The 16,220-nt window shown below is 60.0% G+C and carries 10 protein-coding genes and 1 pseudogene; 7 read left to right on the top strand and 4 right to left on the bottom strand.

From position 1 onward, the window contains the following. The first annotated feature begins 159 nt into the window (after positions 1-159). From AKV04_RS08060 to AKV04_RS08045, 4 genes are read left to right on the top strand one after another with little or no spacing between them, the layout of a single operon-like run. The gene (locus AKV04_RS08060) at positions 160-948 is read left to right on the top strand and encodes an ABC transporter ATP-binding protein (protein WP_054005950.1); all 789 of its coding nucleotides are present in this window, start codon (positions 160-162) and stop codon (positions 946-948) included. Next, the gene (locus AKV04_RS08055) at positions 941-1,651 is read left to right on the top strand and encodes an ABC transporter ATP-binding protein (RefSeq protein ID WP_054005949.1); all 711 of its coding nucleotides are present in this window, start codon (positions 941-943) and stop codon (positions 1,649-1,651) included. The genes AKV04_RS08060 and AKV04_RS08055 overlap by 8 nt, the downstream gene beginning before the upstream one ends. Positions 1,652-1,655: 4 nt before the next feature. Further along, entirely contained in the window at positions 1,656-2,660 is a 1,005-nt protein-coding gene (locus AKV04_RS08050; RefSeq protein WP_054005948.1) for a branched-chain amino acid ABC transporter permease, read from the top strand. Between the two features lies 1 nt (position 2,661). Beyond that, positions 2,662-3,957 carry a branched-chain amino acid ABC transporter permease gene (locus AKV04_RS08045; protein WP_054005947.1) on the top strand — a complete coding sequence of 432 codons (1,296 nt, stop codon included), beginning with the start codon at positions 2,662-2,664 and terminating at the stop codon, positions 3,955-3,957. Here AKV04_RS08045 and AKV04_RS08040 read toward each other — a convergent pair. After that, a complete protein-coding gene (locus AKV04_RS08040) occupies positions 3,932-5,464 on the bottom strand; it encodes an ArnT family glycosyltransferase (protein ID WP_054005946.1) in 1,533 nt (510 codons plus the stop codon). The two genes, AKV04_RS08045 and AKV04_RS08040, sit on opposite strands and share 26 nt — an antisense overlap. A 170-nt stretch (positions 5,465-5,634) precedes the next feature. Here AKV04_RS08040 and AKV04_RS08035 point away from each other — a divergent pair, with 170 nt between their 5' ends. Continuing rightward, complete coding sequence (locus tag AKV04_RS08035) at positions 5,635-8,058, top strand: GcvT family protein (protein ID WP_054005945.1); 2,424 nt, start codon at positions 5,635-5,637, stop codon at positions 8,056-8,058. Between the two features lie 69 nt (positions 8,059-8,127). Then, the gene (locus tag AKV04_RS08030; RefSeq protein ID WP_054005944.1) at positions 8,128-8,715 is read left to right on the top strand and encodes a nucleotidyltransferase family protein; all 588 of its coding nucleotides are present in this window, start codon (positions 8,128-8,130) and stop codon (positions 8,713-8,715) included. A gap of 54 nt (positions 8,716-8,769) precedes the next feature. Here the strand turns inward: AKV04_RS08030 and AKV04_RS27690 are convergent, their stop codons facing one another. The 3 genes from AKV04_RS27690 to AKV04_RS08015 form a co-directional block, all read right to left on the bottom strand. Further along, a complete protein-coding gene (locus AKV04_RS27690; protein WP_054005943.1) occupies positions 8,770-13,518 on the bottom strand; it encodes a Hint domain-containing protein in 4,749 nt (1,582 codons plus the stop codon). A gap of 264 nt (positions 13,519-13,782) precedes the next feature. Next, positions 13,783-15,351 carry a Hint domain-containing protein gene (locus tag AKV04_RS08020; protein WP_054005942.1) on the bottom strand — a complete coding sequence of 523 codons (1,569 nt, stop codon included), beginning with the start codon at positions 15,349-15,351 and terminating at the stop codon, positions 13,783-13,785. Beyond that, complete coding sequence (locus AKV04_RS08015; RefSeq protein WP_054005941.1) at positions 15,348-15,596, bottom strand: hypothetical protein; 249 nt, start codon at positions 15,594-15,596, stop codon at positions 15,348-15,350. The genes AKV04_RS08020 and AKV04_RS08015 overlap by 4 nt, the downstream gene beginning before the upstream one ends. A gap of 69 nt (positions 15,597-15,665) precedes the next feature. On the opposite strand from AKV04_RS08015, the pseudogene AKV04_RS27045 reads away from it, so the two are divergent. Further along, positions 15,666-16,220 (top strand): annotated as a pseudogene (locus AKV04_RS27045) (transposase); the annotation flags it as partial.

The following is a 16,220-nucleotide window of genomic DNA, read 5'->3' as shown; positions in this document are numbered from 1 at the left end:
GTGATCTAAGTGCGGCCCGGGGTTACGCCTCGGGCCGTTGCTGTAAGTAAACGCGCCCGCATGGGGTTCCATGCAAACCAAAACGGCAGCATGGCTTGCCATGCAACCAAACACGCTCGCATGGGATTCCATGACAAGAAGCGGGGACTAGGGGGAAATATGATCGTTGTCGAAGACCTGCACAGGCATTTCGGCGGCTTTAGGGCTGTTGATGGTGCATCATTGGAGATAAAGGCCGGGTCGATCACCGGGCTGATCGGGCCGAATGGCGCGGGCAAGACCACATTGTTCAACGTGATCGCAGGACGGCTTCCACCAACCAGCGGACGGGTGAAGATGGCGGGCGAAGATATCACCGGGCTGCCGCCGCATGAGTTGTTCGGCAAGGGTCTGCTGCGCACCTTCCAGATCGCGCATGAATTTGGCAGCATGACGGTGCGGGAAAACCTGATGATGGTGCCAGCGGCGCAATCCGGGGAAAGCCTGTGGAACGCCTGTTTCCGCCGTGGCGCTGTGGCTGCCGAGGAAAAGCGCATCCGCGAGAAGGCCGATGAGGTGTTGGAATTTCTGACGATCACCCATCTGGCCGATCAACGCGCCGCCAATATCTCGGGCGGGCAGAAAAAGCTGCTGGAGTTGGGTCGCACCATGATGGTCGATGCCAAGATGGTGTTTCTCGATGAGGTCGGCGCGGGCGTGAACCGCACACTCTTGAACACCATTGGCGATGCCATCGTGCGGCTGAACAAAGAGCGCGGCTATACGTTCTGCGTCATCGAACATGACATGGATTTCATCGCCCGCATCTGCAACCCCGTGATCTGCATGGCCGAGGGCAAAGTGCTGGCGCAGGGGACGGTTGAGGAAGTGAAGAACAACGAAAAGGTCATTGAGGCTTATTTGGGCACCGGGCTGAAGAACAAGGTGAAGGAAGCGGCGCATGTCTGAACCCTTCCTGATTGGTGAGAATATGACGGGTGGCTATGGCCCGGTCGATATTCTGCACAACTGCACGATTGCCGTCGAAAAAGGCCAGATCGCGGTGATCGTGGGTCCGAATGGCGCGGGCAAATCCACAGCGATGAAGGCGGTTTTTGGCATGCTCAATCTGCGCGGTGGCCGGGTGATGCTGGACGGTGAGGATATCACCAAGCTTTCGCCGCAGGCGCGCGTGCATAAGGGCATGGGCTTTGTGCCGCAGACCAGCAATATTTTCACCTCGATGACGGTGGAAGAAAACCTTGAGATGGGCGCGTTTATTCGCACTGATGACATCAAGGACACCATGGCGCAGATCTATGATCTGTTTCCGATCCTGAAGCAAAAGCGCTATCAGGCAGCGGGGGAATTGTCTGGCGGGCAACGTCAGCAGGTCGCCGTGGGTCGCGCGCTGATGACGCAGCCGAAGGTTTTGATGCTGGACGAGCCGACCGCTGGCGTGTCGCCGATTGTGATGGACGAGTTGTTTGACCGCATCATCGAGGTCGCCCGCACCGGGATTTCCATTCTGATGGTGGAACAAAACGCCCGCCAAGCGCTTGATATTGCCGACAAAGGCTATGTTCTGGTGCAGGGCGCCAATCGCTTTACCGACACGGGCCAAGCGCTGCTTGCCGATCCCGAAGTCCGTCGTTCGTTCTTGGGGGGCTGAGGCCATGGATATGCTCAACGCCCTTGTGGCCTTTCTGAACTTCGTTGTGGTGCCGGGCTTTGCCTATGGCAGCCAGCTTGCGCTGGGGGCGCTGGGGTTGACCTTGGTGTTCGGCATCCTGCGGTTTTCCAACTTTGCGCATGGCGATACTATGGCCTTTGGCACGATGTGGGTGATCCTGATCACCTGGTGGTTCCAAAGCATGGGCATCAGTGCTGGACCGCTGCCAACGGCGCTGCTCGCGCTGCCCTTCGGGATTGCGATCACTTGCGCATTTGTGCTGGCGACGGACCGAGTGGTGTATCGGTTCTATCGGCAAAAGAAGGCGGCCTCGATCATTCTGGTGATCGTCTCGACCGGCGTGATGTTCATCCTGAACGGGTTGACCCGGATGATCATCGGGCCAGAGGAACAAAGCTTTGCCGATGGCGGGCGGTTTGTGATGACGGCGCAGCAGTTCAAGGACATGACCGGGCTGCAAGAGGGTCTGGCGATCAAATCCACCACGGCGATCACGGTGGTGATGGCGGCGGTCTGTGTAGGCTTGCTGTTCTGGTTCTTGCAGAAAACCCGCACTGGCAAGTCGATGCGGGCGTTCTCGGATAACGAGGATCTGGCGCTGCTGTCGGGCATCAACCCTGAAAAGGTGGTGATGGTGACTTGGATCATTGCCACGGCTTTGGCGGTGATCGCGGGCACGCTGTATGGCATTGATAAGTCGTTCCGCCCCTTCATCTATTTCCAACTGCTGTTGCCGATTGCGGCGGCAGCGGTCGTGGGCGGTTTGGGCAATCCGCTGGGGGCGATTGCGGGCGGCTTTGTCATCGCGTTTTCCGAGGTCTTTGTGACCTATGCGTGGAAAAAGGTGGTGCTGTATCTGGCTTCGGTTGACCTGGCCCCGACGCAGCTGCTGCAACTATTGTCGACCGATTACAAATTCGCAGTCAGTTTCTCGATCCTGATCATCGTGCTGCTGTTCATGCCGACCGGCATTTTTAAGGGGAAATGACATGCACCGCAATGTGATGCTTTTCGCGGGCGTCGGTCTGCTGTTCGTGCTGACCGGCCTGATGCAAAGCTGGAACCTCAGCCTGCAAATCTTCAACATCGGCATCCTGAGCGCGATCATGGCCTTGGGCGTGAATATGCAATGGGGCTATGCTGGGTTGTTTTCGACCGGGATCATGGGCTCGGTGGCGTTGGGCGGTTTGGCGGTGGTGGTGGTTTCAGCCCAGCCAGTGCCCGAAGCTTGGGCGGCGGGTGGGCCTCGGTTGCTGTTGAGCCTTGCGTTCGGGCTTGCGGTGATCGCGGCGGCGGTGGCGGCTTATCGGCGGCTGGCCGGCCACGCGCGCAACTGGACGGTGGCTGCGATCCTGGTCGGCGGCTTCTTTGCCTATCGCGCGATTTATGACCCGGCGGTGACGGCGATTGAGGCGTTTAACCCGGCGGTCTATGGCAATATTGGCGGCTTCGGTTTGCCTTCGTTGCTGTCTTGGCCAGTCGGCGCGCTGTTCGCAGGGGTCGCAGCTTGGGCGATTGGCAAGGTGGCTTTGGGTCTGCGCTCGGATTATCTGGCGATTGCGACGCTGGGGATTGCCGAGATCGTGCTGGCAGTGATGAAGAACGAGGACTGGCTGTCGCGCGGGGTGAAGAACCTCGTCGGTCTGCCGCGGCCTTGGCCGGTGCCGTATGAGGTTGATTTGCAGAAATCGCCAGAGTTTATCGGGTGGGCGCAGAGTTGGGGGTTTGAGCTGATCACCTCCTCCACCATTCTGGTCAAGCTGCTGTATATGCTGATCTTTGGTCTGGTTCTGCTGGCGCTGATCTGGGTATCAGAGCGGATGCTGAACAGCCCTTGGGGCCGGATGATGCGGGCGATCCGCGACAATGAAGTCTCGGCGGCGGCGATGGGTAAGAACGTCACCGCCCGGCATTTGCAGATTTTCATCATCGGCTCGGCTGTGGTGGGGATGGCAGGCGCGATGCTTACCTCGATGGAGGGGCAGTTGACGCCGGGCAATTACTCACCGCTGCGGTTTACGTTTTTGATCTGGGTGATGGTGATTGTTGGGGGCTCTGGCAACAACTGGGGCGCGGTTCTGGGCGGTTTGCTTTTGGGCTGGCTGTGGTTGATCGTTGAAAACGCAGGCCCGGTGTTCATGGGCTATCTGACCTATCCGCTGCCAGCAGGTGCCTTGAAGGCGCATCTGATTGATGCCGCCCCGCATTTGCGCTTGGTGACGTTGGGCGCAGTTTTGCTGTTGGTGCTCAGGTTTAGTCCTAAGGGGTTGATCCCAGAGAAGTAGCAGGCCAGAGGCCCCAATCCTGCGCCATGAAATGGAAAACCTGCTGCGGCGCTGCCGTCAGCGGGTTTTCTTTTATGCGGCCAAAGATCATGCCGTTCGGGTGGGTTTGCGCCCAAGCGGTCAGGCTTGGCAGATCGGGGGTCAGGGCGACATTTGTGGTCAAACGAGCGAGGAAGTTGATCTCGGCGTTGTATTCGGCGTTCGTGACGGCGAGGCCTTCGGCTTCATCGGCGGCGAGGGTGGTGGCAAGGGCTTGGCCGTCATAGGCAGCATAGAGCCCGGTGGTGGCAATGATGGCGTGGATGCCAAGGGTTAGGCCTATGCCCGCCAGCAGGTGGCCGGGGATACTGGGCAAGCGCCAGATCAACAGGGCGAGGATCAGGCAGAGGGCGGCGAAAGCGGTGAGCGGCCAGTACGGGGCCAGTGGGGCGAGATCAGCTTTGGCGGGGATCAGGCCGAGGCCCACTGCCCCTGCCCCAGCGGCGATCAGCAGCAGGGCGACCCAAGCAAGGCTGCCGGATTTGGCCCGGATTGAGGCATGGGCGAAAAGTAGGGCCATCGCGGGATAGGCGGGCAGCAGGTAATGTGCTTGTTTGCCGGAAATCAACGAGAACAGGATCAGGGTTGAGCCTGCCCAGATCGTGCAGAGTTTGATCGCGGGATCGCTCCATGTGCCTTTGAAGCCGTACCACAGGCGGATCGACCAGCCCCATGGGAACAGCAAAAGCGGCAGTAGGGTTGCGAGGAACCAGAACGGGCGGTCGTGCGCCATGCCGCCCGCAACGCGCGCGGCGGATTGGGTCCAGAGCAGTTCGGTGCGGAATTCGGGGGTGGCGGTGAGGAGCGTGGGGACCAGCCAGAGCGCGATCAGGGCGAGGGCAATGAGAAGTGCGCCGCCGAAACCCTTGGCAATTTGGGCGGTTTTGGGTGGGTTTGGCGCCCAGTAGGGCATGGTCAGCAAAACGGGCATCAGGTGGACGAGGATGACCGGACCTTTGGCATAGACGCCGAAAGCGAGTGCCAAGCCGAACAGCGGCCAGCCACCCCTGCCCTGACCGATGCTCCAAAGTGCTGCGATGCCGCCAAGCACGCCGAGCGCCAGAAGTGCGTCGAACATCGTGGCGGAACCGTAGATCAGGAAAACCGGGAAACCTGCAAGGATCAGCGCGGCGCGGATCCCGAGGTTTTCGGCGGGCCACAAGCGGCGGGCGAGCATCGCGGTGCCTGCAACCATTCCAACAGCACAGGCGGGGCCGACGAGGCGGGCGGCGAATTCGCTGACACCTGTGACCAGCCAGACGAGGTTGATCAGCACGAACAGCAGCGGGGTTTTATGGGTATACATCTCGCCGTTTTTGGTCAGATGCACCGGGTCGCCCGACAGCCACATCTCCCACGCGACGGAAAGGTAGCGGGTCTCGTCAATCGGCAGCAGCGGACGCATTGCCACAAGGGCGGCCATGACCACTGCCACGCCAATTAGGATCGGCCAAAGTTTACCCAGCATCTGCGCCTCCGTTGCTGCGCCCTTGCTACTATGATCGGAGGTTGCGGTCCACCGCGGTCGAAGCACGTCATTTGCGACGCATTTTGTCGCGGATGGGGCGGTGATTTGCGTTGAAGCGCCTATTTTGGCGCAAAAGGGCTACGGCCCTGCGCTTGCAAAAGGATTCCCAGATGAAAACCCATACCCGCGTTGTTGTGATTGGCGGCGGCGTTGTCGGCTGCTCGGTTCTGTATCATTTGACCAAACTCGGCTGGTCGGATGTGATGCTGATTGAGCGGTCGGAGTTGACCTCCGGTTCCACTTGGCATGCGGCGGGCGGGTTTCATACGCTGAACGGCGACACCAATATGGCGGCTTTGCAGGGCTATACGATCCGGCTTTATAAAGAGCTGGAGGCGATCACCGGGATGTCTTGCGGCCTGCACCATGTTGGCGGCATCACCTTGGCCGACAATCAGGCGCGATTTGATCAACTGATCGCAGAGCGTGCCAAGCACCGCTATATGGGGCTGGATACCGAGATTTTGGGGCCAGAGGAGATCAAGAAATTCACCTATGGCATGGTGAATCTCGAAGGCATCGTTGGGGCTTTGTATGATCCCTTGGATGGGCATTTGGACCCGTCGGGGACGACCCACGCCTATGCCAAAGCCGCGCGGATGGGCGGGGCGGAAATCGTTCTGCACAACCGCGTGTTGGAGACGAACCCGACCGCTGAGGGTTGGGAAGTTGTCACCGAAAAGGGCACGGTGTATTGTGAGCATCTGGTGAACGCAGGCGGGCTTTGGGCCCGCGAAATTGGCGCGATGGCGGGGGTTTATCTGCCGCTGTTGCCGATGGCGCATCAGTATTTGGTCACCGATGACATTCCTGAAATCATGGATATCCTGAAATCTGGCAAGGAATTCCCGCATGTGATGGATCCGGGTGGCGAGTCTTATCTTCGCCAAGAAGGCCGGGGTTTGTGTATTGGCTTTTATGAAAAACCCTGTGAGCCATGGTCTTTGGACGGCACCCCGTGGAATTTCGGCCATGAATTGTTGAACGAACAGTTTGACAAGATCGAGGATTCTGTGAACTTCGCCTATCGCCGCTTCCCGGTGTTAGAGCGCACGGGCGTAAAACGGGTGATCCATGGGCCGTTCACTTTTGCCCCCGATGGCAACCCGCTGATCGGCCCGGTGCAGGGCTTGAAGAACTACTGGTCGGCCTGCGCGGTGATGGCAGGCTTTAGCCAAGGCGGCGGCATGGGGCTGGCGCTGGCGCAGTGGATGATCGAGGGCGAGGTCGAGCGTGACCCGCGCGGCTTTGACGTCTCGCGGTTCGGCACTTGGACGACGCCGGGTTATACCGTGCCGAAGGTGATCGAGAATTATCAGATGCGCTTTTCGGTCGGCTATCCGAACGAGGAGCGTCCGGCGGCGCGGCCGTTCCGTACCACGCCGATGTATGACACCAACAATGCCCTGAATGCGGTTTGGGGCCAGCAATATGGGCTTGAGGTCGTCAACTACTACGCTCTGCAGGGTGAACCGACCTATGAGGAGCCGACCTTCAAACGCTCCAACGCTTGGGAGGCGACGCGGCAGGAAGTGATGGCGGTGCGCGAGGGCGTCGGCATCAACGAGTTGCAGAACTTCGGCAAGTATATCGTCAAAGGGCCGAACGCGCGGGCTTGGCTGGATCGGATCATGGCGGGGAATATCCCCAAGGTTGGCCGCCTCAGCCTGACGCCGATGCTGGCGCATTCCGGCAAGATCATCGGTGACTTCACGGTGTCTTGCCTGTCGGAAACCGAATTCCAACTGACCGCCAGCTATGGCGCGCAGGGCTGGCATTACCGCTGGTTTGAGCAGAATGCGATGGACGGGGTGACGGTCGAAAACGTCTCGGACGCACGCTCGGGCTTCCAGATTGCCGGGCCGAATGCGCGGGAATTGTTGAGCCGCGTCACGCGCTCGGATGTGTCGGGCGCTGCATTCAAGTTCATGGATGTGAAGCGGATGACGGTGGGGATGGCAAATTGCATCGTGCAACGCGTCAGCTACACCGCCGATCTGGGCTACGAGATTTTCTGCGATCACATGTCAGTGCGGCATTTGTGGGATACGCTGAACGCAGCGGGCAGCGATCTGGGTCTGCGCGCCTTCGGGATGCGGGCGATGATGAGCTTGCGGTTGGACAAGTGGTTCGGATCATGGGGGCGTGAGTTCTCGCCGGATTACACTCCCTGCGAGACGGGTCTGGATCGCTTCATTCGCTGGAACAAAGATGCCGACTGGATCGGCAAAGCGGCGGCCACCGCCGAGAAAGCCGCAGGTCCGAAGCGCAAGCTGGTGTCGTTCATCGTCGATGCATCGGATGCGGACGTGGTGGCATGGGAGCCGATCTGGCTGGAGGATGCGGTGGTTGGCTTCTGCACCAGCGGTGGTTTCAGCCATTTCACCGGGAAATCGGTCGCGCAGGGGTTCCTGCCTGCCGACAAAGTGCAGGATGGCTTGGAGTGCCACATCGAAATCTTGGGCGAACGCCGCAAAGCTGTGGTGCATCTCGCCCCGCTGTTTGACGGTGATGGCGCGCGGATGCGTGGCTAAGGTCCAGTTTGATAAAACAGAAAACGCCGGTCGCTTGACCGGCGTTTTTGTTTGCGTCACCCTCACTCCATGAACCTGACCATCCTGATCCCCGCCGCCGGGGCCGCCCGCCGGATGCGCGGTGGCGACAAGTTACTGGAACTGCTAGACGCAGAGCCGATACTGCGCAGGCAGGCGCGGCTGGCAAGATCTGTGTGCAACAGAGTGATCGTGACGCTGCGGGGGGATGATCTGGCGCGGACCGCCGCCTTGGCGGGGCTGGATGTGATTCTGCTGCCCCTGGCGGATGCTGCCGAGGGCATGGCGGCCTCGATCCGTGCCGGGGCGGCTGCGGCGCAGGGCGCGCTGATGATCCTGCCGGGGGATATGCCTGAGCTGGATGCAGCGGATTTGACGGTGATGATCGAGGCTTTCGATGAGAGGCCTGATGCCATTCTGCGCGGGGCAAGTGCGGATGGCAGGCCGGGGCATCCGGTGATTTTTTCGGCAGATTTGTGGGCGGCATTACAGGACTTGCGCGGCGATGAGGGGGCGCGGAGCGTTTTGATCCGGCACCACGACCGCGTGCGGCTGATCGCCCTGCCCGATCAGCACGCGCTGACGGATCTCGATACGCCGGAAGCTTGGGCGGCGTGGCGCGCGGGGCGACAAGGCTAGCAGGCGGAATTCGACACGAATTCCGGCACGATTTCCGTGACGGAAATCGAGAAATCACGCCGAGAGCAGCACCTTGGCCTCATGTGCTTTCAGCGTCAGACGCGCCGCCGGGTAATCGGCATGATCCAGCATCAGCTCGGGAAACAATTCGGCGATTTCCGCGCGTGGTCCGTCCTCCAACGCATCCAGCATCCGCTCGGCGGGTTGGAAGCTTTCGGTCCAAGCACCATTGGCGCGGATGATCTCATGATGCTTCAACAGGAGGTGAATATAAGTCACGCCCGGCGGCAAAATCTGTACGACCCCCGCCAAGGCCATCAGATGCGTGGCGGCCACCAGCACCTCGGCCTCGCCAAACAGCATTTCTGGCAAAGCGCCTTCGATCAGCATGCGGTGTTGCGGCGAGACCAGCGTATCACGCAGCGGCAGACCCTCGCCCAGCGCGCCTTGGCCGATTTTCACCGGCTGCAAGCGCGGTTGGGCAATCAAATCCCCCAGCCCCAATTTGCGGCTACCGATCCAGCGGATCGGTTGCAAGCCATGATCGCGGGTGACGAGCAGATCGCCAGCAAGCAAATCCTCAACTGCCACATCGCCACGATCTGTAGTGATCATCACGCCGGGGGTGAAGCAGGGGATGACTTTCTCGATGTTCGAGAAGGTCATCGTGCCAATCACATGGCCCGCGCCATCAAGGAACTCGACCGCGCCATTCTCGGGGTTCATCGGATCGTAGATGATGTTGGTTCGCGCCCAACCCCAGCTGGTCAGATCGAGCACGTCATTGTCGCCGACATTCTCACCGCCGACAATCACATCGCCGAAGGCGTTGGAATTGCCCTCGACAACGAACAGATCGTTGCCCGCACCACCGTAGAGCGTGTCTGCCCCGGCATCGCCATAAAGCGTATCGTCGCCCGCAGACCCGTAGACCACGTCGTTGCCAAGTCCGCCAAACAGCAGATCATTGCCATCACCGCCGGAAAGCTGATCGTTGTCGGCACCGCCATAAAGCGTGTCATTGCCCGCATCACCTGAGAGCGTGTCATTGCCGGCATCGCCGTAGACCAGATCATTACCGTTGCCGCCAAAGATCAGGTCGTGGCCCGCGCCACCATAAAGCGTGTCGGTGTCGTCACCGCCGAAAATGCTGTCCTGCCCGTCGCCGCCATAGACCAGATCATTGCCAGAGCCTGCATCAACACTGTCATCGGCCACCCCGGCATCGACGGTATCATTGCCAAGCGAGGCATTTATGCTGTCGTTGCCATCTGCGCCAACCAACGAGTCGTCGCCCGCCCCGGCCAGCAACGTGTCATTGCCCGCGCCACCAAGCAGGGTGTCATTGTCTGCACCGCCGTCGAGAAGGTCGTTGCCGTCGCCGCCGTCAAGGCTGTCAGCGCCCTGCCCGCCTTCCAGCGTGTCATCGCCCGCATCACCGAACAATGTATCGTTGCCGTCGCCGCCATAAAGCTGGTCGTTGCCCAATCCGCCAAACAGGCTGTCATTGCCCAGATCGCCCGACAGCGTGTCGTTGCCATCGTCGCCGAGAAGCGTGTCATTTCCATCACCGCCGAACAACTGGTCCAGCCCAGCGCCGCCGAACAAGCTGTCATGGCCCGCATCGCCGTAAAGCGTGTCATTGTCCACGCCGCCCAGCAGCGTGTCATTGTCATTGCCGCCGTAAAGCAGATCGTTGCCCGCACCGCCGTCCAAGCTATCCGCACCGTCTTCGCCGTAGAGCGTATCGCTATCAGCGCCGCCCGACAGGCTGTCGTTGCCGGTGCTGCCATAGAGCAGATCGTTGCCCGCGTCGCCCGACAGCGTGTCATTGTCTGCGCCGCCGTAAAGGCTGTCTGCACCATCGCCGCCGATCAGGCTGTCATTACCAGCCTCGCCGAGCAAGCTGTCAGCTTCGGTGCCGCCATCCAGCGTATCATTGCCATCGCCACCAAGAAGCGTGTCATTGCCCGCCTCGCCCAGCAAGTCGTCGTTGCCCAAACCGCCGAGCAGGCTGTCGTTGCCCGCGCCACCCAGCAGCGTATCGTTGCCATCGTCGCCGTTCAGGGTGTCGTTTTCCGTGCCGCCGATCAGGCTGTCATTGCCAGCCCCGCCAAACAGCTGATCAGCGCCCGCGCCGCCATCAAGCGTATCTGCACCATCGTCGCCGTAGAGGGTGTCGTTGTCCGCACCGCCCAGCAGGCTGTCGTTGCCGGTGCCACCATAGAGCAGATCGTTGCCCGCATCGCCCGACAGCGTGTCATTGTCTGCGCCGCCGTAGAGGCGGTCATCGCCAAGGCCACCCGTCAGGGTGTCGTTGCCCGCGTCTCCGGTCAGGCTGTCATTGCCATCGCCGCCATCTACCAGATCATTGCCCGCGCCGCCGATCACCGTATCGTTGCCGGTGCCGCCATAGAGGCTGTCCGAACCGCCGCGCCCGTCGATGTAGTCATTGCCCACAGCGCCATACAGCACGTTGGTCCACAGATCGCCCGGCAGCGTACTTTCGCCGTCATAGCCTAGCAGAGTATCGTCAAACGCCGAGCCGAAAATACCGTCGATGCTGTTCAGCACATCACCCTGCGCGTCGCCACCAAGCCCGGTTCCCGCCGCAAGGTCAATGTTTACCGCAGCACCCGAGCCCGAGTAATCGGCATAATCCATCCCGGTGCCACCGTAGAGCCCGTCAGCCCCAGCCCCGCCGTTCAGCGTGTCATTGCCCGCATCGCCATAAAGGCTGTCAGCCTCGGTGCCACCATCAAGGCTGTCATCGCCATCGCCACCGTAAAGCGTGTCATTCCCCGCGCCGCCGAACTGGCTGTCGTTGCCAGCAGCCCCCAGCAGACTGTCATTGCCCGCATCGCCGTAGAGCGTGTCGTTGTCAGCGCCACCATCCAGCATGTCATTGCCGTCGCCGCCGTACAGCAGGTCGTTGCCCGCGCCGCCGAGCAGACTATCGTTCCCAGCGTCGCCATAAAGCGTGTCGTTATCAGCGCCGCCATCAAGGGTGTCGTTGCCGTCACCCCCGTACAGCAGGTCATTGCCCGCATCGCCCGTCAGGCTGTCGGCATCCGCGCCACCATAGAGGCTGTCGCGACCATCGCCGCCCGCCAGCGTGTCATTGCCTGCGGCCCCGAGCAGGCTGTCATCACCGATACCGCCGTTGAGGCTATCATTGCCGTTGCCACCGTCGAGCGTATCGTTGCCCTCGTCGCCGAACAAAGTGTCATTGCCATCATAGCCAAGCAGGCTGTCGTTGCCCAAACCACCGGACAGGTAATCATCGCCCGCCGCCTCGGCTGCGACGTTCAGCGGGTTGGTGTTGGCATAAAACTCGTAGTAAAAACCCGCCGCAGTCCCGGTCGTGGTGCCGCCCGCTGTCAGCGAAAGGCTGGTAAAGGGCACGTTGATCGTCAGCGTGCCGTTGGTGGTCGAACTTGCGCCACCGCCGATGCGGATCACTTGCCCTGAAGCGTTGATCGCATAGACCGCATTGCCGTTGAACGTCACCATACCCGAGGCAATGGCGGTGTTCAGATTAATCGTGACACCGTCGATGACGATGGTCATCGTTTCATTGCTGTTGATGGCGTTGAACAGGATCTGCCCGCCAGCCAGCTGCGAGCTTGCGGTGTGGGTGTGGGTTTCTACCGCATCGGTGTTGCCCAGCCGGAACCCAGTCAACGTGCCAGAGGTGCCGGTGGTCAGATCATTGTCGCCCGATACGGTGTTGACGGTGAAATTCGGGCGGCCGTTGGTGCCCGCAACCGATTGCAACGCGGCGGTAACTTCGGTGTAAACCGGGGTATAAGTGGTGCCTGTGGTGGCAGTGCCGCCCGAGATCGTGTCATCGCCTGCGCCGCCATAGATGACATCGTTGCCGCTGGAGCCATCTAGGCTGTCATTGCCATCATCGCCATATACGGTGTCGTTCCCGACGCCCGCATTGACGACGTCATTGCCGCTGCCACCATAGACGATGTCATTGCCCAGACCGGAATTGACGGTATCGTTGCCCGCGCCCGCCAGCACATAATCCGCCTGCCCCGTGGTGCCTGCATATCCTGTGCCATCATTGGCATCAATGCGGTCGCCGTCCGGGTCCCCGGTGTAGGATGTGTCGATCAGATCATTGCCAGCGGTGCCATCGACCACGCCGTCGCCCTGAAACATCTGTCCGGCCTCAAACTGCATCGAATAGACGCCAGCCGGATCATTGGTGTCGAAATCATTGCCCGCATAAGTGGCAAGAAAAGCCGGATCGCCCGAGCCTTCCAGCAATGTCTGCGAGGTGGTGCCATTCGAGATACCAACCGTTGCCTGCCCCGCATAGCCGTTGGTGTAGCCGATTGAGTTATAAAGGTAATCAACGCCGAAATCACCGCCGCCCAGATTGGTGATCACCGCCTGAAAGCTGTTCGTACCCGTGCCAGAATAGGGTGCTACGTTCAGCCAAGTGATGGTGATCTTGCCCGTGGTGGCGTCGATATCCCAATAGATATCGCCACCTTTTGAGATGTCGATATCGGTCCAGAACGGCGCAAGGCTAGGTTGACCCAGCGTGGTCAGGGCCGCTGGAGTATAGCTCGGCTGTGCCGAGGTGAAGGTGATCAACCCATTGGTGTTGATATAAATAGAGGTAAAGCGGCTGCCATAGACATCCATGCCGCCGGTGCCGAAAACCCCGCTGATATCAACCAACCGCGAGCCGTCATCCAAAGACCCGGTATAACCGCCCGTGGTCTTGAAGGATTGCTCACCGTAGCCCGAGGTGCCGCCGAGACCAGAGTTCAACACAGCCATGATCAACGTTCCTTAAGGCCCTGCAACCCAGGCGGGCGCTCAGGGACACAGAGGTAATTTTTTGCGACAGGTAACCACAAAGCGGGCCCATTCCAGTATTTCTAAGACTGGGAATACCCCTTCCGCATGGTCGAAATGTGGCCAGACTGGGGTATGTTTCTGTTGTGAGGACAATGCCCGCTACCCTGCGCGTACATACTGATGAGTGTTGCCATCTGGACGTTCAATGATGCAGCAACATGCGCGCCTCTTTTGACTTCAACATCATGCGCGCGCTGGATAGGACACGCCTGCACTCAGGTCTGGGAAAAGCGCGAAGATTTCTTGGCGCTGTCCGCGCTCTAGCCCCGCCAACGTGTGCTGGCCCGGCTGAAAGCTTTCGCTCCAAGCGCCATCGGCACAGACCAATTGATGTTCATCGAACAGGATGTGGAAATAGCTGATCCGCCCCGGCGTGGCCCGAGTGATGCCGGGCATGCCGATCAGATGCATCGCGGCTGCCCACACCTCAGGCTCGCCGAACAACAGATCGGCGCGCGAGGTGTTGATCAGCATCCGGTGCTGCGGGCTGACCTGCATATCGCGCTCTGGCAGACCACGTCCCATTGCGCGCTGCGCGATCCGCGTCGGGTTAAACTGTGGTGCAGCCGCCAGTTTGGCAGCCGACGGATCGCGACGCCCGAACCAGCGGATTGGTTGGAAACCATTGTCGCCGGTCAGCACCAGATCGTCCACCATCAGATCTTCAACCGCGACCTTGCCGTACGCTGTCAGCACTAAAGTTCCGGGGGTGAAACAGGCGATGACCTTCTCGATATGGCTGAAGTTGAGCGTACCCGTCACATGACCCGTGGCATCCAAGAACTTGACCGTGCCGTTTTCGTGGTTCAGCGGGTCGTAGAGGAAATTTGTGGCCGCAAACCCGTAGGCCGTGAGGTCGGGCACGTCATAATCGTGACCGCCCTCACCACCGTCTATGCAATCGCCAGCCCCACCGAAGAATGTATCGCGATCATCGCCACCGAACGGGCTGTCGGCCCCGCTGTCACCGACAAAGCTGTCGTTGCCCGCCCCACCATACAGCGTGTCATTGCCAGCGCCGCCCTCAACCGAGTCGTTGCCCGCCGCCGCGGCAACCAGGTCATTGCCAGCGTCACCGTAAATCTTGTCGTCACCCGCGCCGCCCAGCGCCGTATGATTGCCCGAGCCGCCATAGACAATATCATTGCCCACTCCGGCAGAAGTGCTGTCATTGCCCGCGCTCGCATAGATCAGATCGGCGTTGCCCGTGGTGCCCTGCACCCCCAGCCCGTCATTGTTATCAACCTTATCGCCATCCGGGTTGCCAACATAAGAGGTGTCGATGGTGTCATTGCCCGAGGTGCCCGACACGATGCCATCCGGCGAGGCCGAGCCAGAGGAGGTCAGCGTCACATAACTCACGTTGGTATTGGTGCCATCGCTGACGGTATAGGTGAAACTCTCAACCCCGTTGGTGCCATTGGCCGTCACGGTGATGGTGCCATCGGCGTTCAGCCGCGAGGTTTGCCCGGTGAACAACGTCACTGTTTGCCCTGCCACCACATTCACCCCGTTGATCTGGGTGATGGTCAGCGTCGTGCCCGCCGCGTTGCGGTCATTGGCCAGAATATCAAAGGTGCGGGTGCCGTTGGCGGTGATGTTAATCTTGTCATCAATCGCAAGCGCAATCGTCTGAACGCTGTCACCCATGATCAGCAGGTTGGAATCATATGCCGTATCGCTGGCATCAGCGATGCCGATCTTGATGGTGTTGACCTGCCCCGCATTCACCGGGGCCTTGAGCGAGATCACATAGTGAAACCGTCCATCTCGGTGTTGAACTGATCCAAGGTGTTGTCATGATAGAGGTTACGGTTTTTGCCCGCGTTCACCTCGTCAATCGCGACGTTGCCCGTCGATAGAATCACGCCTGTATCTGTCGGCGAGACCCCCGCAATCGTGGTCAGCGCACCCGAGTAGACGCCTGAAGAAACCGTAGATCTGTTATAGGTTGCCGAAGTGGCGGTGATGCCATTTCCGAAAATCGCATTGGCCATATCCAGCCCTGAATAGCCCCTAGATTTGTAGACGCCTTGCTTGGTAATTTTGGAAGCAAGGAGGACGATATGTCCACGAACAAATTCACAGATGAGTTCAAGCGCGATGCGGTCGCACAGGTCGAGGATCGGGGCTACCCGGTGCGCGAGGTGGCCGAGCGATTGGGGGTCAGCACCAAGTCGATCTACACATGGCAGAAGCAGTTTTCGCGGCCCGCAAAGGTGATCCAAGAGGTCGATGCGCAAGCTGATGAGATCCGCCGGTTGAAGCGAGATCTGCTGCGGGTCACGGAGGAACGGGACATCCTAAAAAAGGCGACCGCATACTTCGCCAGGGAATCCCGGTGAGGTATGCGTTTATCGCCGAACACCGGCCAATCTTTGCCGTCAGGGCTATGTGCCGGATGCTGGCCGTTCATCCGAGCGGCTTCTATGCATGGCTGCGTGAACCTTTTTGTCAGCGTGCGCTGGAGGATCAGCGCCAAACGGTGCTGTTGAAGCAGGCTTGGGATGAGAGGGGCGAGGTCTATGGATACCGCAAGTTGCATGATGATCTGTGCGACATGGGCGAAGACATCAGCCCCAACAGGGCTTGGCGTTTGGCGCGTCTAGCAGGGATAAGGG

This window comes from Cypionkella psychrotolerans, from assembly GCF_001294535.1.
GTDB lineage: Bacteria > Pseudomonadota > Alphaproteobacteria > Rhodobacterales > Rhodobacteraceae > Cypionkella > Cypionkella psychrotolerans.
Note: the sequence above shows the minus strand (reverse complement) of the source record. Positions and strands in the feature narration are given on the sequence as shown.